This window comes from Pirellulales bacterium (assembly GCA_019636345.1).
Taxonomy (GTDB): domain Bacteria; phylum Planctomycetota; class Planctomycetia; order Pirellulales; family Lacipirellulaceae.
The window spans coordinates 945,881-963,238 of the sequence record JAHBXQ010000002.1; the positions used below are offsets into that span (position 1 = coordinate 945,881).

Genomic DNA, 17,358 nt, shown 5'->3' on the forward strand with positions numbered 1-17,358 from the left:
GTGAGGCGTGGAACTGCGTCCCTCCGCTCCGAGTTGCGGTACGTGTCGACGATCCAGGCCGCCCCGTCGCGGCGGAGCGATCAGCCTCAGGCGAGCGACTCGCATTATCGCCGTGAGCGAGCGACGAGCCCGGCAGCGGCGAGCAACCCGAGGAGCGCCGTCGCCGGCTCGGGGACGGCGCTCGCCACGGCGGACACGGCGCCCGGGGCGCCGTACTGAGCCGCCCAGGCGCCCAGGTCGCCGGCGTCGACGTTGCCGTCGCCGTTGGCGTCGCCGTCACCCAGCGTCGCCGAACCGTTCGTGCCGAACCCGCGTTGCCAGATCAAGAAGTCGGAGCCGTCGACGACGTCGTCGTCGTTGAAATCGGCGTTCTCCGCCGCCACGGAGAGGATGTCGAACGAGAATCCGGCGATTCCCGAGTTGCCGAACGATCCCGCGCCGGCCCGGACGGCGAAGACGAACGATTCGCCCGGCTGGGCGCCGATGATGTCGAAGAAGTGCATGTCGAAGAAGCGATCCTTGAGCGACCCCGAGAGGGTTCCGGTCGTCGCTGGGCTGCCGACCGGCGTCGTCCCGTCGAATTGCTGCAACAGCACCTCGGCGGGGGTGTAGAGTTCGTTGTCATTGCCGTCGGTCATCACTCCGACGCGAAAGGCCGCCGGGGCGTCCTCTCCGACGGTGAATCCCCACCGTCCCGCGGGGGTGACCGCGGGGTCGTTCCCCAGAATGTCGCGTCCGTCGAGGAAACCGATTTTGACGTAGGGGTTCTGCCCCGTGCCGTTCATGCCGGTCGCCGGCGGATAGTTCACGCCGTCGAACGTCCACTGCCGAGTCCCGTCGAACATCAGCCGCGGATCGTCGATGAGCGAGTAAGCGAACCCGCCGGCCATTCGCTCGGCCAGAATTTGGGATTCGGCCACCCAGCTCGGCAGATCGATGAGGTTCGGAAACAGCGGGTCTTCACCGTCGGGAGCAATATTGGGATCGCTAATGCCGTCGTTGACGCTCGGGTAGGCGAACCGCGTTGCAAACAACGCATACCCCGCCCGGCCGTAGAACTGCTCGAAGTCGCCGCTGCTCGTGGCGTAGACGTTATTGGTGGTCGAAGTCCGCCAGTACGCGGTGACGTACGGCAGGCCGCCGCCGGGGAACAACCCGTTGTCGAGATTCGCTTGCGACCCCGCAAACTGGACGACGGCTGCGCCAGCGGAGGCGGAGGCGCCGATCGCGGCGGAGAGCAGGACTGTCCGAACGATTCGCTGTGCTGTGATGGAAATGCGCATGACCGTTTCCGCCTCTGGGGGATAAATCGAAGTTCTGCGTGTTCAGGTATGTTCGCGCTCGAGATTACGGTGCAAGCGTGAAGTCGCGTTCGACCCGCTCGGCCTGCTCGATCGTCACGGTCAGTTGCGAGCCGCTGTTGTATTTCAACGGGATGTATTGGTCGACGATTTCCAGCGAGTCGGCTCCGTCGAGGAAGGCGTCGCTTTGGGCCAGCTTCCCGCTGGCTCGGTTGCCGGTAATGCGGACGAGGTATTCGCCCGGAAGGAGTCCGTACTCGACCGGCAACGAGTAGCGTCCCTCGTTGATCCGGGCGAATTCCATCTTGCCGCGGCCTTTCGGCTCAAAGGCGATCTGGCCGTCGGCGACGGCTTCGCCGTCGTACGTCACGTTGCCGGTCACGGCGACTCGTTCATTCTTCGCCTGGCAGCCGGACGCGACGACGATCGTCGCAGCAAGCGACCAGAGGCACGCTCGCGCGGCAGGAGAAACATCAACTTGGCGGCGTACCTTCGTCATGCTCCGTATCATGATCCGATGTTGAGCGTTTCGGCGTTGGCCATCGTCGAGATCGCACGCCAAGCGTCAATGTCGACGTCGTCGCTTGCGTACACGACCCGGCCGTCGCAGAACGCGACGTTCACGCCGCCGGGATGCTGGCTGCGCGCCGGTTGGGTCCACATTCCGCGGGCCGCCCGGCGCGCCTCCGAGCAGGGCGCCGAGGGATTGACGACCCCGTCTCGATCGTCAGCCCCGACGTCGCTGCCGCACCACTCCAGGTAGTCCAGCGAACGCGCGTTCGGCGGGTTCTCGTGCGAGTAGACGCAGCTTCCCAGAAACAGTACGCCGCGCGAATCCTCGCCCGGATACTGCCGACACTCGGCGAGCATCGCCGTATTGCTCGTGCCGTCGCTGATCTCGCGAAGTTGAGTCCCCTTGTTTTTTTGTCCCCACACCTTCTGAAACGGGCCCCGTTTGTCGATGCCGCCGTTGGCGGTCGTCTCAGCCTGCAGCCGCGCCTGGTAGGTGTTGAGCGTCGTTCGTTGCCACCAGCCCCACCACCCTTGGTTCGCCAAATAGCTGCCGTGGGCGAACCACTGGGCGTCGCCCGTATGAATCCCCCGCGGCTGATCGGACGGGCACAGATAGACGTCGAGTTGCGTGTACGTCCACGGGGCGTTTAGCGGCTGCGTCGCTCCCGCGAGTTCCCAGGGTCGGTACGAGGGGATCGTGAAATCGATCTGCCCGAAGACGTTCGCCTGTTCAAGGTAGGGGAGCACGTAGGACGCCCAAGTGTGGAAGATGTCGACCGTGTCGCCGGGGCCGCCGTCGAGCGAGGTGAACCCCGAAGGGAGTCGCTTCAGGCTGCTCTCGTGATTCAGGCAAGCCAGCGCGACCTGACGGAGGTGATTCTGGCAGGTGTTCATGCGCGCCGCCTCGCGCGCCGCCTGAATCGCCGGCAGCAACAACGCCACCAGCACGCCGATGATCGCGATGACCACCAGCAACTCGACCAGCGTGAACGCCGCTGTCGGAGATCGTCGGGGTGATGAGTCCGTCATAGTTGCCTCGCAGATCCTTCGCCGCCCGAGCGATCAGGGGCGCGACGGCCCCTGATCGCGGCGAGCGGTTTTCTCTGTCAACTCGCTCCGAGGGCTCCTTGCTTATACCCGACGACGCCGCCAGCCGGCGAGCGCCGCGAGTGCGGACAGGGTCAGCCCCGCAGTCGTCGGCTCGGGCACCACGTCGAACGTGACGGCCGAGATGGCGCCGAAACCGCCGCTGGCGGCACGGGCCATGATCGCAAACGTATCGCCGGCCTGGGCTCCGACGATGTCGAACGTGTGAATGTCGATAAACCTGTTTCGCGTCACGGTCCCGGACGTGGCCGAGCCGACGATCATCGGGTTCGGCATGCCAGTCACCTCGGCCAGGACGACCTCGCTGGCCGCCCAGTGGGTGTCGTCAAGTCCGTCTGTCATCACGCCGACGCGAATCACCGCCGGAGCGTTCGGGCCGACGGTAAACGCCCAGCGACCGGCGGGGGTCGTCGCGGGGTTGTTCCCGAAAATGTCGTTGCCGTCCAGGATGCCGAGCTTGACGTACGGGACTTGGCCGTTGACGGGCGGAGCGAGGCTTTGCCCCCAGTTGTAGTTGCGCGGTCCGTTGGTCTGCGTCGGGTCGTCGACCAGGGCGTAGTTCCAGCCGCCGACCTTGTTGGTGGTCAGATTCTGCGTCCCGGCGATCCAGGACGGCATGCTTTCGAGGTTCGGATAAGTCGCGCTGGCGTAGGGCGCGCTGCTGCCGCAGCAACCGGCGTTCGGATAGAGATACTGCGTGGCGAACATCACGTAGCCGGCCGAGCCGTAGACGTTGTTCCCGTCGATGTCGAACGCCTTGGCGGCGTCGTTGCTCCGCCACGGGGCGACGACGTAGGGGGCCGTTCCGCCGGGGAAGAACGTGCCGCCGATGTCGTAGTCAGTGCCGGCATAGTTGTAAGTGACCGCGGGAGCGCGACCCGCCGCCGCGACAATCGCGACGGCGATCGTTAAAGTACTTGCCGTTCGTTTCATGAGACCCCTCCGAATGAGACGTGTCCAAAGGTGCGTAGCAAAAAAAGCCGATGAGATGCCGCCGTCGTGCGTCTCGGACGTTGCAGAGCCGCGCGGGCGCCAGGGACGATTCGCGTGATAAGCCGGCGAAGTTCGTACGCTGGTCGCCGGCGACCGTGGTCGTAGCGAGCACTCGGCAACCGAGGAGACGTGCGGCAGAGCGGGATTCGATGCAGTGCAAATGCTCTGCGTTCGAAGCAAGACCGCCTGACTAGATGTTCAACCAAACTGTCGAAGGCGTCAATTTGAAATCACCGCCGAAATGGCGTGTGAAATGACATAGTCGGATGTGAAAATCAATTGCGATCCGACGCCGGAACGACGCTCAATCCGCAAGCATTCCATGCTGCGCCTTCAGCGAATGGTAGCCGGTGTCTTTGCGGAACTCGCGGGGCGACATGCCGGTTTGCTTCTTGAACGCGACCGACAGGTAGTCTGCATGGGCGTAGCCCGTCTTGCGGGCAATTTCGTCGAGCGACAGATCCGTCTCGCGGAGCAGTCGGCAGACCCGTTCCATGCGGATGCGGGTGATCTCGGCGTGAGGCGTTCGTCGAACCAGCTTCTGGAAGCGGTGCTCCAGCATTCGTCGCGACAAGGGCACGACCTTAAGGACGTCGGCCACGGTGATTCCTTCGCACGCATGCTCGCGGATGTATCGCAAAGCCGCGGCAATGAACTCGTCGTCGATGGCATAGACGTCGCTCGATTGCCGGGTGGCGATGCCGATTGGCGCCACCAGCGTCGCTCGGTTCGAGATCGTATCGCCGTGCATCATCCGGTCCAGCAGTTCCGCCGCCATGTAACCGGTGCGGTGAGTATCGGGAATCACGCTCGACAGGGGAGGCGTGCAAAGCTCGCACAATCGGGCGTCGTTGTCGACTCCTACGACCGCGACTTGCTCGGGGACGGCGACGTCCAATTCCCGGCAAACGTCCAGAAGTTGCTGCCCCTTGAAGTCGTAGCAGGCCATGATCCCGATCGGCTTGGGGAGCTTTTGAATCCAAGCGGTCAACCGGCGGCGTTCGCGGGTCCAGGAAAACCCCTTTTCGTTCCGCGACAGTCCGCGAAAGACGTGGCACAGGCAATTCGCCTTGGCGGCGAACTCCAGGAAGTTCTCCTCGCGCCATTGCGACCAGTTGAAGATCGGTTCCCCGCAGAAGGCAAGATTCTCGAACCCCCGCTCGACAAGATGATTGACGGCCAGCCGCGAGATTTCACGATCGTCGGTCTCAACCCAGGGCAGGCTCTTGACCATCCGGGCGGCGCTGACGTCGACCGTCGGGACATTCAACTTTTGCACCGCTGCGGCAATTTGGGGCGTCTCGATTCGAGCGATGACGCCGTCCCCTTTCCAGTTCTTGAGCCAGACTGGCGGCCGGGCGCCCCGGTCCTGCTCGGCGACGTAGATGGACCACAGTTCATGTTCCCGTTGGTAGGCGATGATTCCGTCCAACAGGCCGCGAGCGTAGGCGTTGGAGGTTTCGACCAGCAGGGCGACGGAGCGGCGTTGCATCGATTCTCCGGCGGGAACAAGTGCTCAGGACAAGACGCGCACAAGGCCAGCGTAACCGCGCCGGTCGAGGGAGGAAGGGCATGTAAAATAAGACGGGTATTGTGCGCTATAGTTCATTCTAGCGTAGGCAAGTCGGGCTAAAATGCAACGATTGCCTCGACGCAATCGCTCGTCTTGCTCCTCCTTGCGGCACGCCTCTCGGCGATGGCAGGACCGACTGTACGGGCTTGCTTTCGACTCCACTGTCACTTTGGCGGGCGGCGACGACCATGAATGCTCAGAAGCTCAACGCGGCGATCGTCGGACTCGGGTTTGGCGCCGAGTTCATTCCGATCTACCAACGGCATCCCGACGTCAATATTCACGCGATCTGTCGTCGTAACGAAGCCGAACTCCACAAGGCGGGCGACGCGTTCGGCGTGCCGCAGCGTTACACGAGCTACCGGCAACTGCTTGCCGATCCGACCGTGGACTTCGTTCACATCAACAGCCCGATCCCCGATCACGGCTGGATGAGCATCGAGGCCCTCAAGGCCGGCAAGCACGTCATGTGCACCGTCCCCATGGCGACCACGATCGACGAGTGCCGGCAGATCTGCCGACTGGTCGAGGAAACGGGCCTCAAGTACATGATGGCCGAGACCGTGGTCTACAGCCGCGAGTTTCTGTTCATCCGCGACATGTATCGCCGCGGCGAGTTCGGCAAGATCCAATACCTGCAGGCCTCGCACCCGCAGGATATGGACGGCTGGCCGACGTATTGGGAACGGATGATCCCGATGCACTACGCCACGCACGTCGTCAGCCCCGTGCTGGGGCTCATGGACAGCCGGGCCGAGTCCGTCTCCTGCTTCGGTTCCGGCGCCGTCCGGGACGACATTCGGGAGAAGTCCGGCAACCCGTTCGCCGTCCAATCATGCCACATCAGGCTCGCCGACAGCGACGTCGCCGCCCACGTCTGGCGGTTCCTGTACGACACGGCTCGGCAGTATCGCGAGAGCTTCGACGTGTACGGGTCGAAGAAATCGTTCGAGTGGACGCTGGTCGAAGGCGAGCCGCACGTCGTTCATACGGCGAAGCGCCCCGAGCACGAGATTCCCGAGCGGGTCGAGATCCCCGATTTCGCCCACCTGCTGCCGGAGGAGATTCGTCCGTTCACGCGATCGATCGTCGACGCCGATCACCTGTCGTTCTTGCAAGGCGCCGGCCACGGCGGATCGCATCCCCACTTGGTCCACGAGTTCGTCTCGGCCGTGAGAGATGATCGGCAACCGTGGCCCAACGCCACCACCAGCGCCAACTGGACGTGCGTGGGGATTTTGGCGCACGAATCCGCCATGCAGGGGGGGGCGATACTGGGCCTTCCCGAATTCACCAAAACGGCTTCCATGCGGTATGATCGCGCCCACGGGGCGCCGGCCCGTCTCGCCGGCGTACGAGAGGGAGCGCCGATCTCGCAGACCGACCAAGCTCGCTGACCGAGCCGGCAGCGATGCACGCCGGACGGCAGCCAGGGATACATCGTCATGAACGTTCAACGTGCGGCTCTCGCGGCACTGATGGTCGCGACGAGCGCGGGAGCGACGGGCGCGGAGTCCGGCTTTCGGCTCCATGAGTTTCAGCGCGTCCGTATGTCCCCCGAGTTTGTCGCCGAAGGGGCGGCGGTCGGCGACATCGACGGCGACGGTCGCCTCGATCTCGTCGCGGGGCCGTACTGGTATCGCGGCCCCGAATTTCTCGAGCGGCGCGAAATCTATCCGCCGCAGGCGTTCGACGTCGACGGTTATTCCGACAACTTCGTCGCCCACGTCGCCGACTTCAACGGCGACGGCCGGCAAGACGTGCTCGTCGTCGGCTTTCCTGGCGCCGAGGCGGCATGGTTCGAGAACCCTGGCGAAGGGGGCGGGCCCTGGCGCCGCCATCTCGTCCTAAAGGGCGTCGACAACGAATCGCCGCTGGCGGTCGACCTCACGGGCGACGGCATGCCGGAATTGGTTTGCATGTCGCGCGGGCGGCTTGGCTACGCACTCGTCGACCCGGCGAACCCGACGGCCCCGTGGACGTTTCGGGCCGTCTCGCCCGACCGCGGCTACGGGCCCTTCACGCACGGCTTGGGGGCGGGAGACGTCGATGGCGACGGCCGCCTCGATTTGCTCGAAAAGACCGGCTGGTGGCGGCAACCGGCCGACAGGGAACAAGGGGAGGAGTGGACCCACCACCCGGTCGAGTTCGCCGGCCCCGGCGGCGCCCAGATGTACGCCTACGATCTCGACGGCGACGGCGACAACGACGTGATCACAAGTCTCGACGCGCATGCGTACGGCCTCGTGTGGCACGAACAGATCGTGGAGGACGGCGTCCGGAAGTTCCTCCCCCGTCGCATCATGGGCGAGACTCCGGAGGAAAACCGCTACGGCGTCGCGTTCTCGCAACTCCACGCGCTGGAACTCGTCGACGTCGACGGCGACGGAGTCCGCGACATTGTGACCGGCAAGCGGTTTTGGGCGCACAAGGAGCATGATCCTGGTTCGCTCGACCCGGCCGTGCTGTATTGGTTCCAAACGGTTCGCAGCCCGGATGGCGTCGAATTCGTCCCGCGGCTCATCGACGGCAACTCCGGGGTCGGGACGCAGTTCGCGGTCGCCGACGTCGACGGCGACGGGCTCCCCGACGTCTTCACGAGCAACAAGAAGGGAACGTTCCTTCATCGCCATCAGGTTCGCGACGTCACGGCTGAGCAGTACGCCGAAGCGCAGCCGAAGCCGATCGGTTCCGCTCATCCGACAATCGTCGCCGAACCCCCTCAGGACGCCGGTCCGGCCGGCGCCTTGGAGTTCGTCCCGTTGTCGCCCGACGGGAGGCGATTGAACCTTGATTTCGAAGCGGGCGACCTCTCCGACTGGACCGCAACGGGCGATGCCTTCAAGGGCCAGCCGATCTGGGGCGACACCGTTCATGCCCGCCGCGGCGACAGCGTCAGCGGACATCTCGGCGATCGGTGGATCGGCAGCTACGAAGTCGCCGGCGATGCGCCGCAAGGAACGCTGTCGTCGTCGGCGTTCGTGATCTCGCATCCGCATATTAGCTTCTACGTCGGCGGAGGGGCCGCGCCGGAAACGCGGGTCGAGTTGGTTCGCCAGGAGACCGGCGCCGTGCTGCTGTCAGCTAGCGGCCAGGACTCCGAACAATTGCGTCCCGTCTCGTTCGACGTCTCCGACCATCTGGGCAAGATCGCGTTTGTGCGGATCGTCGACGAGAGCAGCGGACCGTGGGGACACGTCAACTTCGACCACTTCCGCTTCCACGAGGCCAAGCCGCAGATCTCGGCGCTTGAATCGCGGATCCTCCAGACGGACGACTATCCGTTCGCCGGACTGGAGGCCGAGGAAGCCGCTGCCGCAATGAAGTTGCCCGCGGGGTTCACGGCGACGGCGTTCGCCGCCGAACCTGACGTGAAGCAGCCGATCGCGATGGCGCTCGACGATCGCGGTCGCGTGTGGGTGGCCGAGGCGTACGAGTACCCCCGGCGCGCCCCTGAAGGAAAGGGGCGCGATCGGATTCTCGTGTTCGCCGACACCGACGGGGACGGCCGATTCGACGAGCGCACGGTGTTCGCCGAGGGGCTCAATCTCGTCAGCGGGCTCGAGGTCGGATTCGGGGGCGTGTGGGTCGGCGCGGCGCCGTATCTTCTGTTCATCCCCGATCGCGACGGCGACGACGTCCCCGACGGCGAGCCGCAGGTGCTGCTGGACGGCTGGGGCTATCACGACACGCACGAAACGCTCAACGCGTTCATCTGGGGTCCGGACGGGTGGCTTTACGGGTGTCACGGGGTCTTCACGCATTCGCTGGTCGGCAAGCCCGGCGCTCCGGCCAGCGACCGCACCCCGCTGAACGCCGCAATCTGGCGCTATCACCCGGTGCGGCAGGCGTTCGAGGTCTTCGCCCACGGCACCAGCAACCCATGGGGCGTCGACTTCACCGATCGCGGACAGGCCGTATGCACGGCGTGTGTCATTCCCCACTTGTTCCACGTCATTCAGGGCGCTCGTTACCAACGTCAGGCGGGGGCCCACTTCAACCCCTTCACGTTCGACGACGTCAAGACGATCGCCGATCACCGCCATTACCTGGGAGACACGCCCCACAGCGGCAACGAGAAATCCGATTCCGCCGGCGGCGGACACGCCCACGCCGGCGCCATGATTTATCTCGGCGGCGCGTGGCCCGAACGCTATCGCGGCCAAGTGTTCATGAACAACATTCACGGCCAGCGGCTCAACATGGACGTGCTCGAGCCGCACGGGTCTGGGCTCGTGGGACGGCACGGCCCCGACTTCCTGCTGACCCAGGATCGCGCGTCGCAGATGCTCAACATGCGATACGGGCCCGACGGGCAGATGTTCGTCATCGATTGGTACGATATGCAGGCGTGCCATCACGGCGACGCGTCGCTGCATGACCGCAGCAACGGGCGCATCTACAAGATCTTCTACGGCAAGCCTCAGTCCGTCGCGGTCGATTTGGCGGCGGCGAGCGACGATGATCTCGCCGAGCACGCGCTCAACCCCAACGACTGGTACGTGCGTCACGCGCGCCGGGTGCTGCAGGAACGCGCGTCGGAGCGAGCCCTCGCCACGACCGCCCTCGCGCGACTGCGAAGAATCGTCTGCGAGCACGCCGACGAAACGCGCCGCTTGCGGGCCCTGTGGGCGTTGCATGCGACGAATAACCTCGATTCGCTACTCGTCTCGCAGTTGCTGCAGGACGCCAGCCCGCATGTTCGCGCTTGGACGATTCAAGCGGCTTTGGATCGGCCGGATGCCAAGCACGCGGAACTGCTGCCCGCGTGGATCTCGCTGGCAACGAGCGATCCTTCGCCGGTCGTTCGCTTGGCCCTCGCTTCGGCCGTCGGACGTCTCCCGCTGAACGAGCGGTGGGAGACGCTCGACGCGCTGCTGGCTCATGGCGAGGATGCCGGGGATCACAACCTGCCGCTTTTGTACTGGTACGCCGCAGAGCCGTTGGCCGAAGTCAATCCCGAGCGGGCCTTGCAGTTGGCCATGAAACACGCGCGCGCCATGCCGCGCGTGCGGGACTTCATGATCCAGCGAATCGGCGCGATCGACTCGGACGCGACCCGCGGCGTGCTGATCGCCGCTCTCGGGAACGCCTCCGACCGCGCCGGCCAGACGGCGATTCTGGCCGGCTTGCGGGCGGCGCTCAAAGGGCGTCGCAATGTGGCCGAACCCCCAGGCTGGAAGACGACCTACGCGAAGCTCGCCGCTGCGGACGACGAGGTGCGGACCCAAGCGACCGCGCTGGGGGTCGCGTTCGGCGATCGCCAGGCGATGCGCGCGCTGCGTGTCGTGGCCGGTTCGCCGTCAGCCGATCTGGCCGCGCGGCGGTCCGCCGTCGAGACGCTGCTCGACGCGGCGGATCCGGAACTGGTAGGCACGCTGTACGACCTGCTCGCCGACGCGGAACTTCGATCGGTTGCGCTCACAGGCTTGGCTCGCTACGACGCGGACGATACCCCGGCTAGACTGCTGGCGGTCTACGGGTCGCTCCCCCTTCACGAGCGACGCCAAGCGCTGGCGACGCTCGCCTCGCGCCCTGCGTACGGGTCGGCCCTGCTCGACGCGATGGCCGCGGGCCGCATCTCGCGAGCCGATCTCTCGGCCGACTTGGCTCGACAACTGCTGAATTTGCAGAACGACGCCGTCGCGGAGAAGCTCGCCGAGACCTGGGGGAGCCTTCGCACGACCCCGGACGAGAAGTTGCAGCAGATTCAACGGTATCGCGACCTCGTCACTTCCGCGCCCCCGGACGCGGCCGACCCGATCCTCGGCCGGGCCGTGTTCACTCGCACGTGTCAGGCGTGTCATGTGCTGTACGGGGTCGGCGCGGCGATCGGTCCCGATTTGACGGGATCGAATCGCTCGAATCTCGACTATCTTCTGGACAACATCGTCGACCCCGGCGCGCTGATCAGCAAGGAGTACCAAACGACGGTCGTGCTGACCGACGGCGGCCGGGTGCTGAGCGGCGTCGTCTCCGCCGAGGACGATCACTCGCTGACGCTCAAATCCGCGACCGAGACGATCACGATCCCCAAAGACGAAATCGACGACCGTTCGCTGAGCGAACTCTCGCTCATGCCCGAGAATCAGCTGCAGCAGTTCACCGACGAGGAGATCGTCTCGCTGATCGCTTACCTGCGGGGACGATCGCAAGCGCCGCTCTTGGCGTCGGCCGACGGGGCGCCGCCCCTGTTCAACGGCCAGGACTTGTCGGGCTGGCATGGGGACGAGGCGGTGTGGTCCGTGGAAGACGGCGAGATCGTCGGCCGCGCCGCCTCGGGATTGGCCCGCAATTCGTTCTTGGTCAGCGATCTGGCCGCAGACGATTTCGAGTTGACCATGGAGGTGAAGCTCGTCGACGACGCCGGCAACAGCGGCGTGCAGTTTCGCAGCCGCGAGACGGGCGACGGAGACGTGGCCGGGTATCAAGCCGACGTCGGTCCGGGCTGGTGGGGCAAGCTGTACGAAGAGCACGGCCGGGAACTGCTCTGGGACAAGCCCGGCGAAGCTCATGTCCGTCGCGGCGAGTGGAACAAGTACGTCGTCCGTGCCGAAGGGGCCCGAATTCGCACCTGGATCAACGACCAGCCGTGCGTCGATCTCGACGACCCCGCGGGGCGACGTCGCGGGGTGTTCGCACTGCAGGTCCACTCCGGCGGCCCGACTGAGGTGCGTTTTCGCCGCCTGGCGCTGACGCCACTTGGCCCGGGAGGATCCCGCGCAGGGAGCGAATAGCGTGAAACGTACTCGCTTGTGGTAGATCTCCGATTGGGCGCTGGCGTCAAGTCCGCGAGCGTACTGTCAATCGATTCGCGATGAGTCGCGAACTTCGCGGGGCAAGCCAATTCACGCGGCGGTGCGCTGCGGTCGCACAACATTCACCGGAACAGCCCGGTCTTCTGAAACGCCTTGCGGGCCGTCGCTTCGTCCGCGGCGATGTCGAACACCTTGTGGAGCTTGGTGATTTTGAAGACTTCGTAAATCTCCTTCGAGATGCCGCTCAGCTTCAGTTTCGCCCGGTATTCGGCGCACTTCTTGTTGAGCTGCACCAGCTTTCCCAGGGCCGAAGAGGCCATGAACTTGACGTTCGAGAAGTCGAGGATCACCCGATCCTCGTCGCTCTTGCCCAGCACTCCTTCGAGGTCCTTGAACATCCGCGCGAGGTGCTCGGGGTCGACGAGCCGTTCGTCGGCGATGGCGACCGTCAGGATGCCGTCTTTGGAAGCGGTGACGAGGGACATGGCGGACTCGCTGCGGGGAGACGAGGAGCGGATCGAACTGCGACTTGCGCAATCTAGCACACGCCCGCCCGGCATGCACGCGGAATCCGCCGACGTCGGGGACCGAGGGCATCGTCATTGCCGAGCGTGCTGACGCTGCTGCCAAACCCAAACGCAAGCTCGCTTGGATCGGCAATCGGACGCGGAGCGCCTCGCATGTCGAGGCCTTGACTTGTGCCCTTCGGCGCTCCTTGGCAGCGTCACGGTCTTCATGCGAAGCATTCGGGAGGATCGGCGACGAAGCAACATAACAAGAAGTATGGTGTGAAAGCCCCTGGTTTGCGTATTCAATGCGGAGCGGGGCTGAATGATGCAACCGCAAGCCAGACAGCTGCCGAAGCCGAATCTGCCGCGATTGCCGGAGAAGCAATGCGGATGTCCGCAAATGCGGTGATCGCCGAGCACGCGACTGCAATTTCGAGCGACGATCAACCGACGACTCGTTTGTAAGAATCAATTGGCGCCGTCCTTTCAATTTTCATGCAGTTGAATCTAGGGTTTGTGCGGATTGTATTGATTTGGCCGCGTGTGACATGGGGGGCCTGTCTCACACGGATAGCGAAGCGACCTAAGCTTTGCTATTGGGAATTGGGAGGAACGCACAGACCGCTCAGCTTGTGATTCCGTTGAGGATGACGCTGCATTTGTTGGTCGTATTCCACAAAATGCGGAGGTGCGTCTTGGATAGCAAGATGACGGACAAGGAGTCGGAGAACGAAGGTCTGCTTCGGAAGCAAGTTGCTTCGACGTCAGGGGAGGCATTCTCGAAACCACGGGCCATTGTCACTTGCCTTTGGGTTATTGCATGCTTAGCGGCGTTTTTGTTCATACTCGTGTACAAACACGCCTCAGGAGCAACGGTCCAGCCTTGTGCGGAACGCGAGGCGGAACTGCCGAAGCGTCCGAACGACGCGCCCTACCGGCTCGTGATGGCCGCTCATCCTCGATGTCCTTGTACGACGGCGTCAGTCCGGCAAATCGAACGAATTCTCGCTCGATGCAGTACGCGCCTTGCCGTTACGGTTCTCGTCTATCGTCCGCTTGGAACTCCTCTGGAGTGGGGCCGCACCTCGCTCGTCACGAACCTTGAAGCGGCAAAATATGCGCAGATCGTCGAGGATGAGGACGGTCGTATCGCCGCCTCGCTTGGTCTGGGCGTTTCCGGGGCGGTCGTTTTGTACGGTCCAGACGGTCAATCGAAGTTCGCTGGGGGGATCACCCCGGGGCGCGGTCACGAGGGCGATTGTCGAGGAACAGACGTTATTCGGCTTGTCGTCGAGGGGAAGCAGACGTCGGCAAGCACCGCTCCCGTATATGGATGCAGTCTCAAGGACCCTTCAGAAGGACGACAGTAGGCCATGATTACACACGCTATGACCAAGGAGGAACGGAATCAGGCTGAATGCGTTTACCAGTCCCAGTTGAGCGCCCTGCGGCAGCAGACGAACCGAGTGTTGGTGCGTCTGCTGCTGTGCGAATGGGTTTTATCCGTCATTCTTGCGATCTGGGTGTCGCCAGTCGCATGGAGCGGAGCCGAGCATTCGCTCCACGTCCATGTCTTTGCCGGCGTCGTGTTGGGCGGAATCTTGGCGATATGGCCGGCCATGCTGGTTCGTTTCGCCAATGAGGATCGGTCGACGCGGTTTGTCGTGTGTACGGCGCAGGTCATGTTCTCTGCGCTCTTAATTCACCTGACGGGCGGCCGGATCGAAACGCATTTTCATGTGTTTGGATCGCTTGCAATCATCGCATTCTATCGCGATCTGTGGGTGTTTCTGCCTGCTGTCGGCTTTGTGGCGATTGATCATCTTGTTCGCGGCGCATTCTGGCCGGAATCCGTCTACGGAGTGATTGCCGCCGCCCCTTGGCGAACGTTTGAGCACACGGTCTGGGTGCTCTTTGAGACCGTATTTCTTCTCTGGGGCGTCGCTCAAAGTCAACGACAGTTGTGGACGCTGGCGCTTCTGCAAGTCTCATTGCAGCGTGAATGCAGTCTCCTGGAGATCCGCGTCGCGCAGCGAACTGCCGAGGCTCGAGAAAAGCAGATGCATCTCGATTCTGTGCTCGCCGCTCTCCCCACGCCAATCTACTGGCAAAGCGTCGAGGGCAAATACGAGGGGTGCAACGCCGCTTTCGCGCGGCATCTCGGCCTTGTCGCCCCGCAGGACGTCGTCGGCAAGTCCGATCGAGATCTGCCCTGGCAAGCCGAATCGGAGGAAATGAATGCACGAGCGGTTTCAGACGTACTGACGGCGACGGAGCCGCTGACGACGGAAGAGGTCCACCAGCTTCCAGACGGCCCCAAGACGGTGGTGGCGAGCCGCACTGTACTGGGTGCGACGACCGGCGAACTCAAGGGCGTTCTTGGCACGTACACCGATATTACCGATCGTAAGGCCCTGGAAACGCAAGTTTTGCAACTCCAGAAACAGGAGGCGCTCGGCCAATTGGCGGCCGGAATCGCGCATGAAATCAATACGCCCATGCAATGCGTCAGCGGCAACGTAGAGTTTCTTAAGAATTCGTGCAATCGCCTGTTCGCCGTGATCGACAGTTACACCAAAGCGCTTGACTTGCCCGAGAGAAATTGGCATGTGCGAATGGACGAGATCAACCAGGTCGTCAAAGCGACTCGGTTTGAGCATATTCGCGACCAAGTTCCCGAAGCAATCCAAGAGGCATCGGAAGCGGTTAAGAGAGTCATCGAGATCGTTCGGGCCATGAAGTCGATGTCGCATCCAGGAACGCAAGACAGAGTCGGCGTCGACGTCAACGAGCTCATCAAGAACGCGGGGACCATCTCGCGCAATCGCTGGAAGGACTACGCCGACGTCCGTTACGAATTTGACGAGTCGATTGGCACCGCGTTCCTGTTCCCTGCCGAGATTAACCAAGTGCTGCTCAACATGATTGTCAATGCGGCTGACGCGATCGCCGAGAAGGGCGATGAAGGCAATCGCGGGACAATCACGATTCGTACCGCCCAGCAAAACTCCGACCTGTTGCTTGAAATCGAGGATACCGGATGCGGAATGTCTGACGAAGTGCGAAGGAGAATCTTCGAACCGTTCTTCACGACCAAGGACGTCGGCAAGGGAACGGGCCAAGGACTTGCCATAACCTACGACGCCATCGCGCGAAGGCATGGCGGAACGATCGAGGTGTCAAGTGCAGTCGGCCTTGGCACGACCTTCAGAATCCGACTCCCCCAGAGCCTGTCGAGCGTCGACGGCGAGTCGTGCGGACAAGAAGCGGTTGTCGCAGACGGGGCGTGACAAGTCGATTTCGCTTGCAGGTGCAAGCGGCACGCATCAGCAGGAACAGCAGATCGCTATTCACTAGGGGCCATCCATGACCGCCAAGATTCTCTTCGTCGACGACGACCCGACCTTGCTTCGCAGCATCGAGCGCAATCTCTGTATGGATTATGATATCGAGCTGGCCGAGTCGGGCAGCGAGGGGCTGACGAAGATTGCATCTACGGAAGCGTATTCGGTCGTAGTCAGCGACATGCGGATGCCGAAAATGAACGGCATTCAGTTCATCAACGAGGCCCGTAAGATTGCCCCTGACACTGTCTACATCATGTTGACAGGCAATCAGGACGTGAACACGGCGACTCAGGCCGTCAACGAAGGGAACGTCTTTCGATTCCTCAACAAGCCTTGTCAGATGGAGGATATCCGCAAGACGCTCGAGTTGGCGCAGCGGCAGTACGAACTTGTCGTCGGGGAGAAACAGCTTCTGCATCGGACGTTCGTCGGCGCCGTCGGGGTGCTGACGGACGTCATCGAGTCCTTGCAGCCGAACCTTGTGCAGCAGTCGGGGCGTGTCGGCGCAGTCGTGAAGGAGCTTGAGGGTCGACTTGACATTCCCGAACGTTGGGAAAGTCGCCTCGCCGGTCGGCTGGCGTTCCTGGGGTTGGCGCTGCTTCCCGACCCCTTGCAGCGTCAGTTCTGTTTTCTGTCCCCCGTGGATCCGGAAGCTCCTCAGCTCATGGGAGCCGTTGCCGAATCTTCCGCGCGCCTGATCGAGAGAATTCCGCGACTTGACGATGTTGCGCAGATTATTCGGCTTCAATTACAGGTTGACGGGCAATTGCCTTCCGGCGGAGATGAACGCCAACGGAATCTGAAGTTGGCTGCGGCGCTGTTGAGGATTGGCACTCACTGGGCGGCGCTGATTGGCAACGGCATGAACAATACCGCTGCAGTCCAAGAATTGAAACAGGCTTTTCCGAAGATCGATCCTCGTCTGTGCATTGCCTTGAGCGAGATGGACGAAGATGCGTCCAGCCCGGAGACGGTCGAGGTGGATGTGGATCACTTGCGAGAGGGAATGATCATTGCCACCGACGTCGTGTCGCCGGACGGTGCGCTGTTGCTACGCAAAGGGCGCCGGCTTACCCGCGCCGTGATCGAGAAGATCCATTTGCACTCCTCGGATTCGCGAAAAAGGCGAATGCTGACCGTGGTGAAGTTGCCTGAGGATCAATACGGGGCTTTCCCCCTCCGCTCGCCAGGAATCGGCTCCTTTGCGGTGAACGAAAATGCCTTTGGCTAGTATGCCGGCGGGTTCGCGGCATTTGC

12 protein-coding genes are annotated in these 17,358 nt (G+C 63.1%); 5 read left to right on the top strand and 7 right to left on the bottom strand.

Annotated elements, in window-relative coordinates; all coding sequences use genetic code 11:
• Window positions 1–104: 104 nt before the first annotated feature.
• From KF688_07600 to KF688_07620, 5 genes are all read right to left on the bottom strand, one after another.
• Window positions 105–1,283: a hypothetical protein gene (locus KF688_07600; GenBank protein MBX3425525.1), complete on the bottom strand. Its 1,179-nt coding sequence runs from the start codon at window positions 1,281–1,283 to the stop codon at window positions 105–107.
• A 64-nt stretch (window positions 1,284–1,347) separates the two neighbouring features.
• On the bottom strand, window positions 1,348–1,800 hold the full coding sequence (locus KF688_07605; protein ID MBX3425526.1) for a hypothetical protein: 453 nt from the start codon (window positions 1,798–1,800) through the stop codon (window positions 1,348–1,350).
• An 8-nt stretch (window positions 1,801–1,808) separates the two neighbouring features.
• A complete protein-coding gene (locus KF688_07610) occupies window positions 1,809–2,843 on the bottom strand; it encodes a DUF1559 domain-containing protein (GenBank protein MBX3425527.1) in 1,035 nt (344 codons plus the stop codon).
• Between the two features lie 102 nt (window positions 2,844–2,945).
• A complete protein-coding gene (locus KF688_07615; GenBank protein MBX3425528.1) occupies window positions 2,946–3,854 on the bottom strand; it encodes a PEP-CTERM sorting domain-containing protein in 909 nt (302 codons plus the stop codon).
• A 364-nt stretch (window positions 3,855–4,218) separates the two neighbouring features.
• The gene (locus KF688_07620) at window positions 4,219–5,406 is read right to left on the bottom strand and encodes a DNA-binding transcriptional regulator (protein ID MBX3425529.1); all 1,188 of its coding nucleotides are present in this window, start codon (window positions 5,404–5,406) and stop codon (window positions 4,219–4,221) included.
• A gap of 269 nt (window positions 5,407–5,675) precedes the next feature.
• Between KF688_07620 and KF688_07625 the strand changes: the two genes are divergently transcribed.
• Entirely contained in the window at window positions 5,676–6,884 is a 1,209-nt protein-coding gene (locus KF688_07625) for a Gfo/Idh/MocA family oxidoreductase (protein ID MBX3425530.1), read from the top strand.
• 48 nt (window positions 6,885–6,932) lie between these two features.
• Window positions 6,933–12,224: a DUF1080 domain-containing protein gene (locus KF688_07630; protein MBX3425531.1), complete on the top strand. Its 5,292-nt coding sequence runs from the start codon at window positions 6,933–6,935 to the stop codon at window positions 12,222–12,224.
• Between the two features lie 143 nt (window positions 12,225–12,367).
• Here the strand turns inward: KF688_07630 and KF688_07635 are convergent, their stop codons facing one another.
• On the bottom strand, window positions 12,368–12,730 hold the full coding sequence (locus KF688_07635) for an STAS domain-containing protein (protein ID MBX3425532.1): 363 nt from the start codon (window positions 12,728–12,730) through the stop codon (window positions 12,368–12,370).
• A 213-nt stretch (window positions 12,731–12,943) separates the two neighbouring features.
• Here KF688_07635 and KF688_07640 point away from each other — a divergent pair, with 213 nt between their 5' ends.
• Window positions 12,944–13,219 (top strand): hypothetical protein, encoded by a 276-nt coding sequence (locus KF688_07640; protein ID MBX3425533.1) that lies wholly within the window; start codon window positions 12,944–12,946, stop codon window positions 13,217–13,219.
• A 515-nt stretch (window positions 13,220–13,734) separates the two neighbouring features.
• On the opposite strand, the gene KF688_07645 is transcribed toward KF688_07640, so the two are convergent.
• Window positions 13,735–13,965, bottom strand: a complete 231-nt coding sequence (locus tag KF688_07645) for a hypothetical protein (GenBank protein ID MBX3425534.1) — start codon at window positions 13,963–13,965, stop codon at window positions 13,735–13,737.
• 162 nt (window positions 13,966–14,127) lie between these two features.
• Here KF688_07645 and KF688_07650 point away from each other — a divergent pair, with 162 nt between their 5' ends.
• Both KF688_07650 and KF688_07655 read left to right on the top strand, forming a co-directional pair.
• On the top strand, window positions 14,128–16,044 hold the full coding sequence (locus tag KF688_07650) for a PAS domain-containing protein (protein MBX3425535.1): 1,917 nt from the start codon (window positions 14,128–14,130) through the stop codon (window positions 16,042–16,044).
• A gap of 76 nt (window positions 16,045–16,120) precedes the next feature.
• Window positions 16,121–17,332: a response regulator gene (locus tag KF688_07655; GenBank protein MBX3425536.1), complete on the top strand. Its 1,212-nt coding sequence runs from the start codon at window positions 16,121–16,123 to the stop codon at window positions 17,330–17,332.
• The last annotated feature ends 26 nt before the right edge of the window (window positions 17,333–17,358 follow it).

Excerpts from the sequence above, each read along its gene's own strand:
- KF688_07600 (MBX3425525.1), bottom strand. The coding sequence starts at position 1,283 with ATGCGCATTTCCATCACAGCACAGCGAATCGTTCGGACAGTCCTGCTC.
- KF688_07605 (MBX3425526.1), bottom strand. The coding sequence starts at position 1,800 with ATGACGAAGGTACGCCGCCAAGTTGATGTTTCTCCTGCCGCGCGAGCG.
- KF688_07610 (MBX3425527.1), bottom strand. The coding sequence starts at position 2,843 with ATGACGGACTCATCACCCCGACGATCTCCGACAGCGGCGTTCACGCTG.
- KF688_07615 (MBX3425528.1), bottom strand. The coding sequence starts at position 3,854 with ATGAAACGAACGGCAAGTACTTTAACGATCGCCGTCGCGATTGTCGCG.
- KF688_07620 (MBX3425529.1), bottom strand. The coding sequence starts at position 5,406 with ATGCAACGCCGCTCCGTCGCCCTGCTGGTCGAAACCTCCAACGCCTAC.
- KF688_07625 (MBX3425530.1), top strand. The coding sequence starts at position 5,676 with ATGAATGCTCAGAAGCTCAACGCGGCGATCGTCGGACTCGGGTTTGGC.
- KF688_07630 (MBX3425531.1), top strand. The coding sequence starts at position 6,933 with ATGAACGTTCAACGTGCGGCTCTCGCGGCACTGATGGTCGCGACGAGC.
- KF688_07635 (MBX3425532.1), bottom strand. The coding sequence starts at position 12,730 with ATGTCCCTCGTCACCGCTTCCAAAGACGGCATCCTGACGGTCGCCATC.
- KF688_07650 (MBX3425535.1), top strand. The coding sequence starts at position 14,128 with ATGATTACACACGCTATGACCAAGGAGGAACGGAATCAGGCTGAATGC.
- KF688_07655 (MBX3425536.1), top strand. The coding sequence starts at position 16,121 with ATGACCGCCAAGATTCTCTTCGTCGACGACGACCCGACCTTGCTTCGC.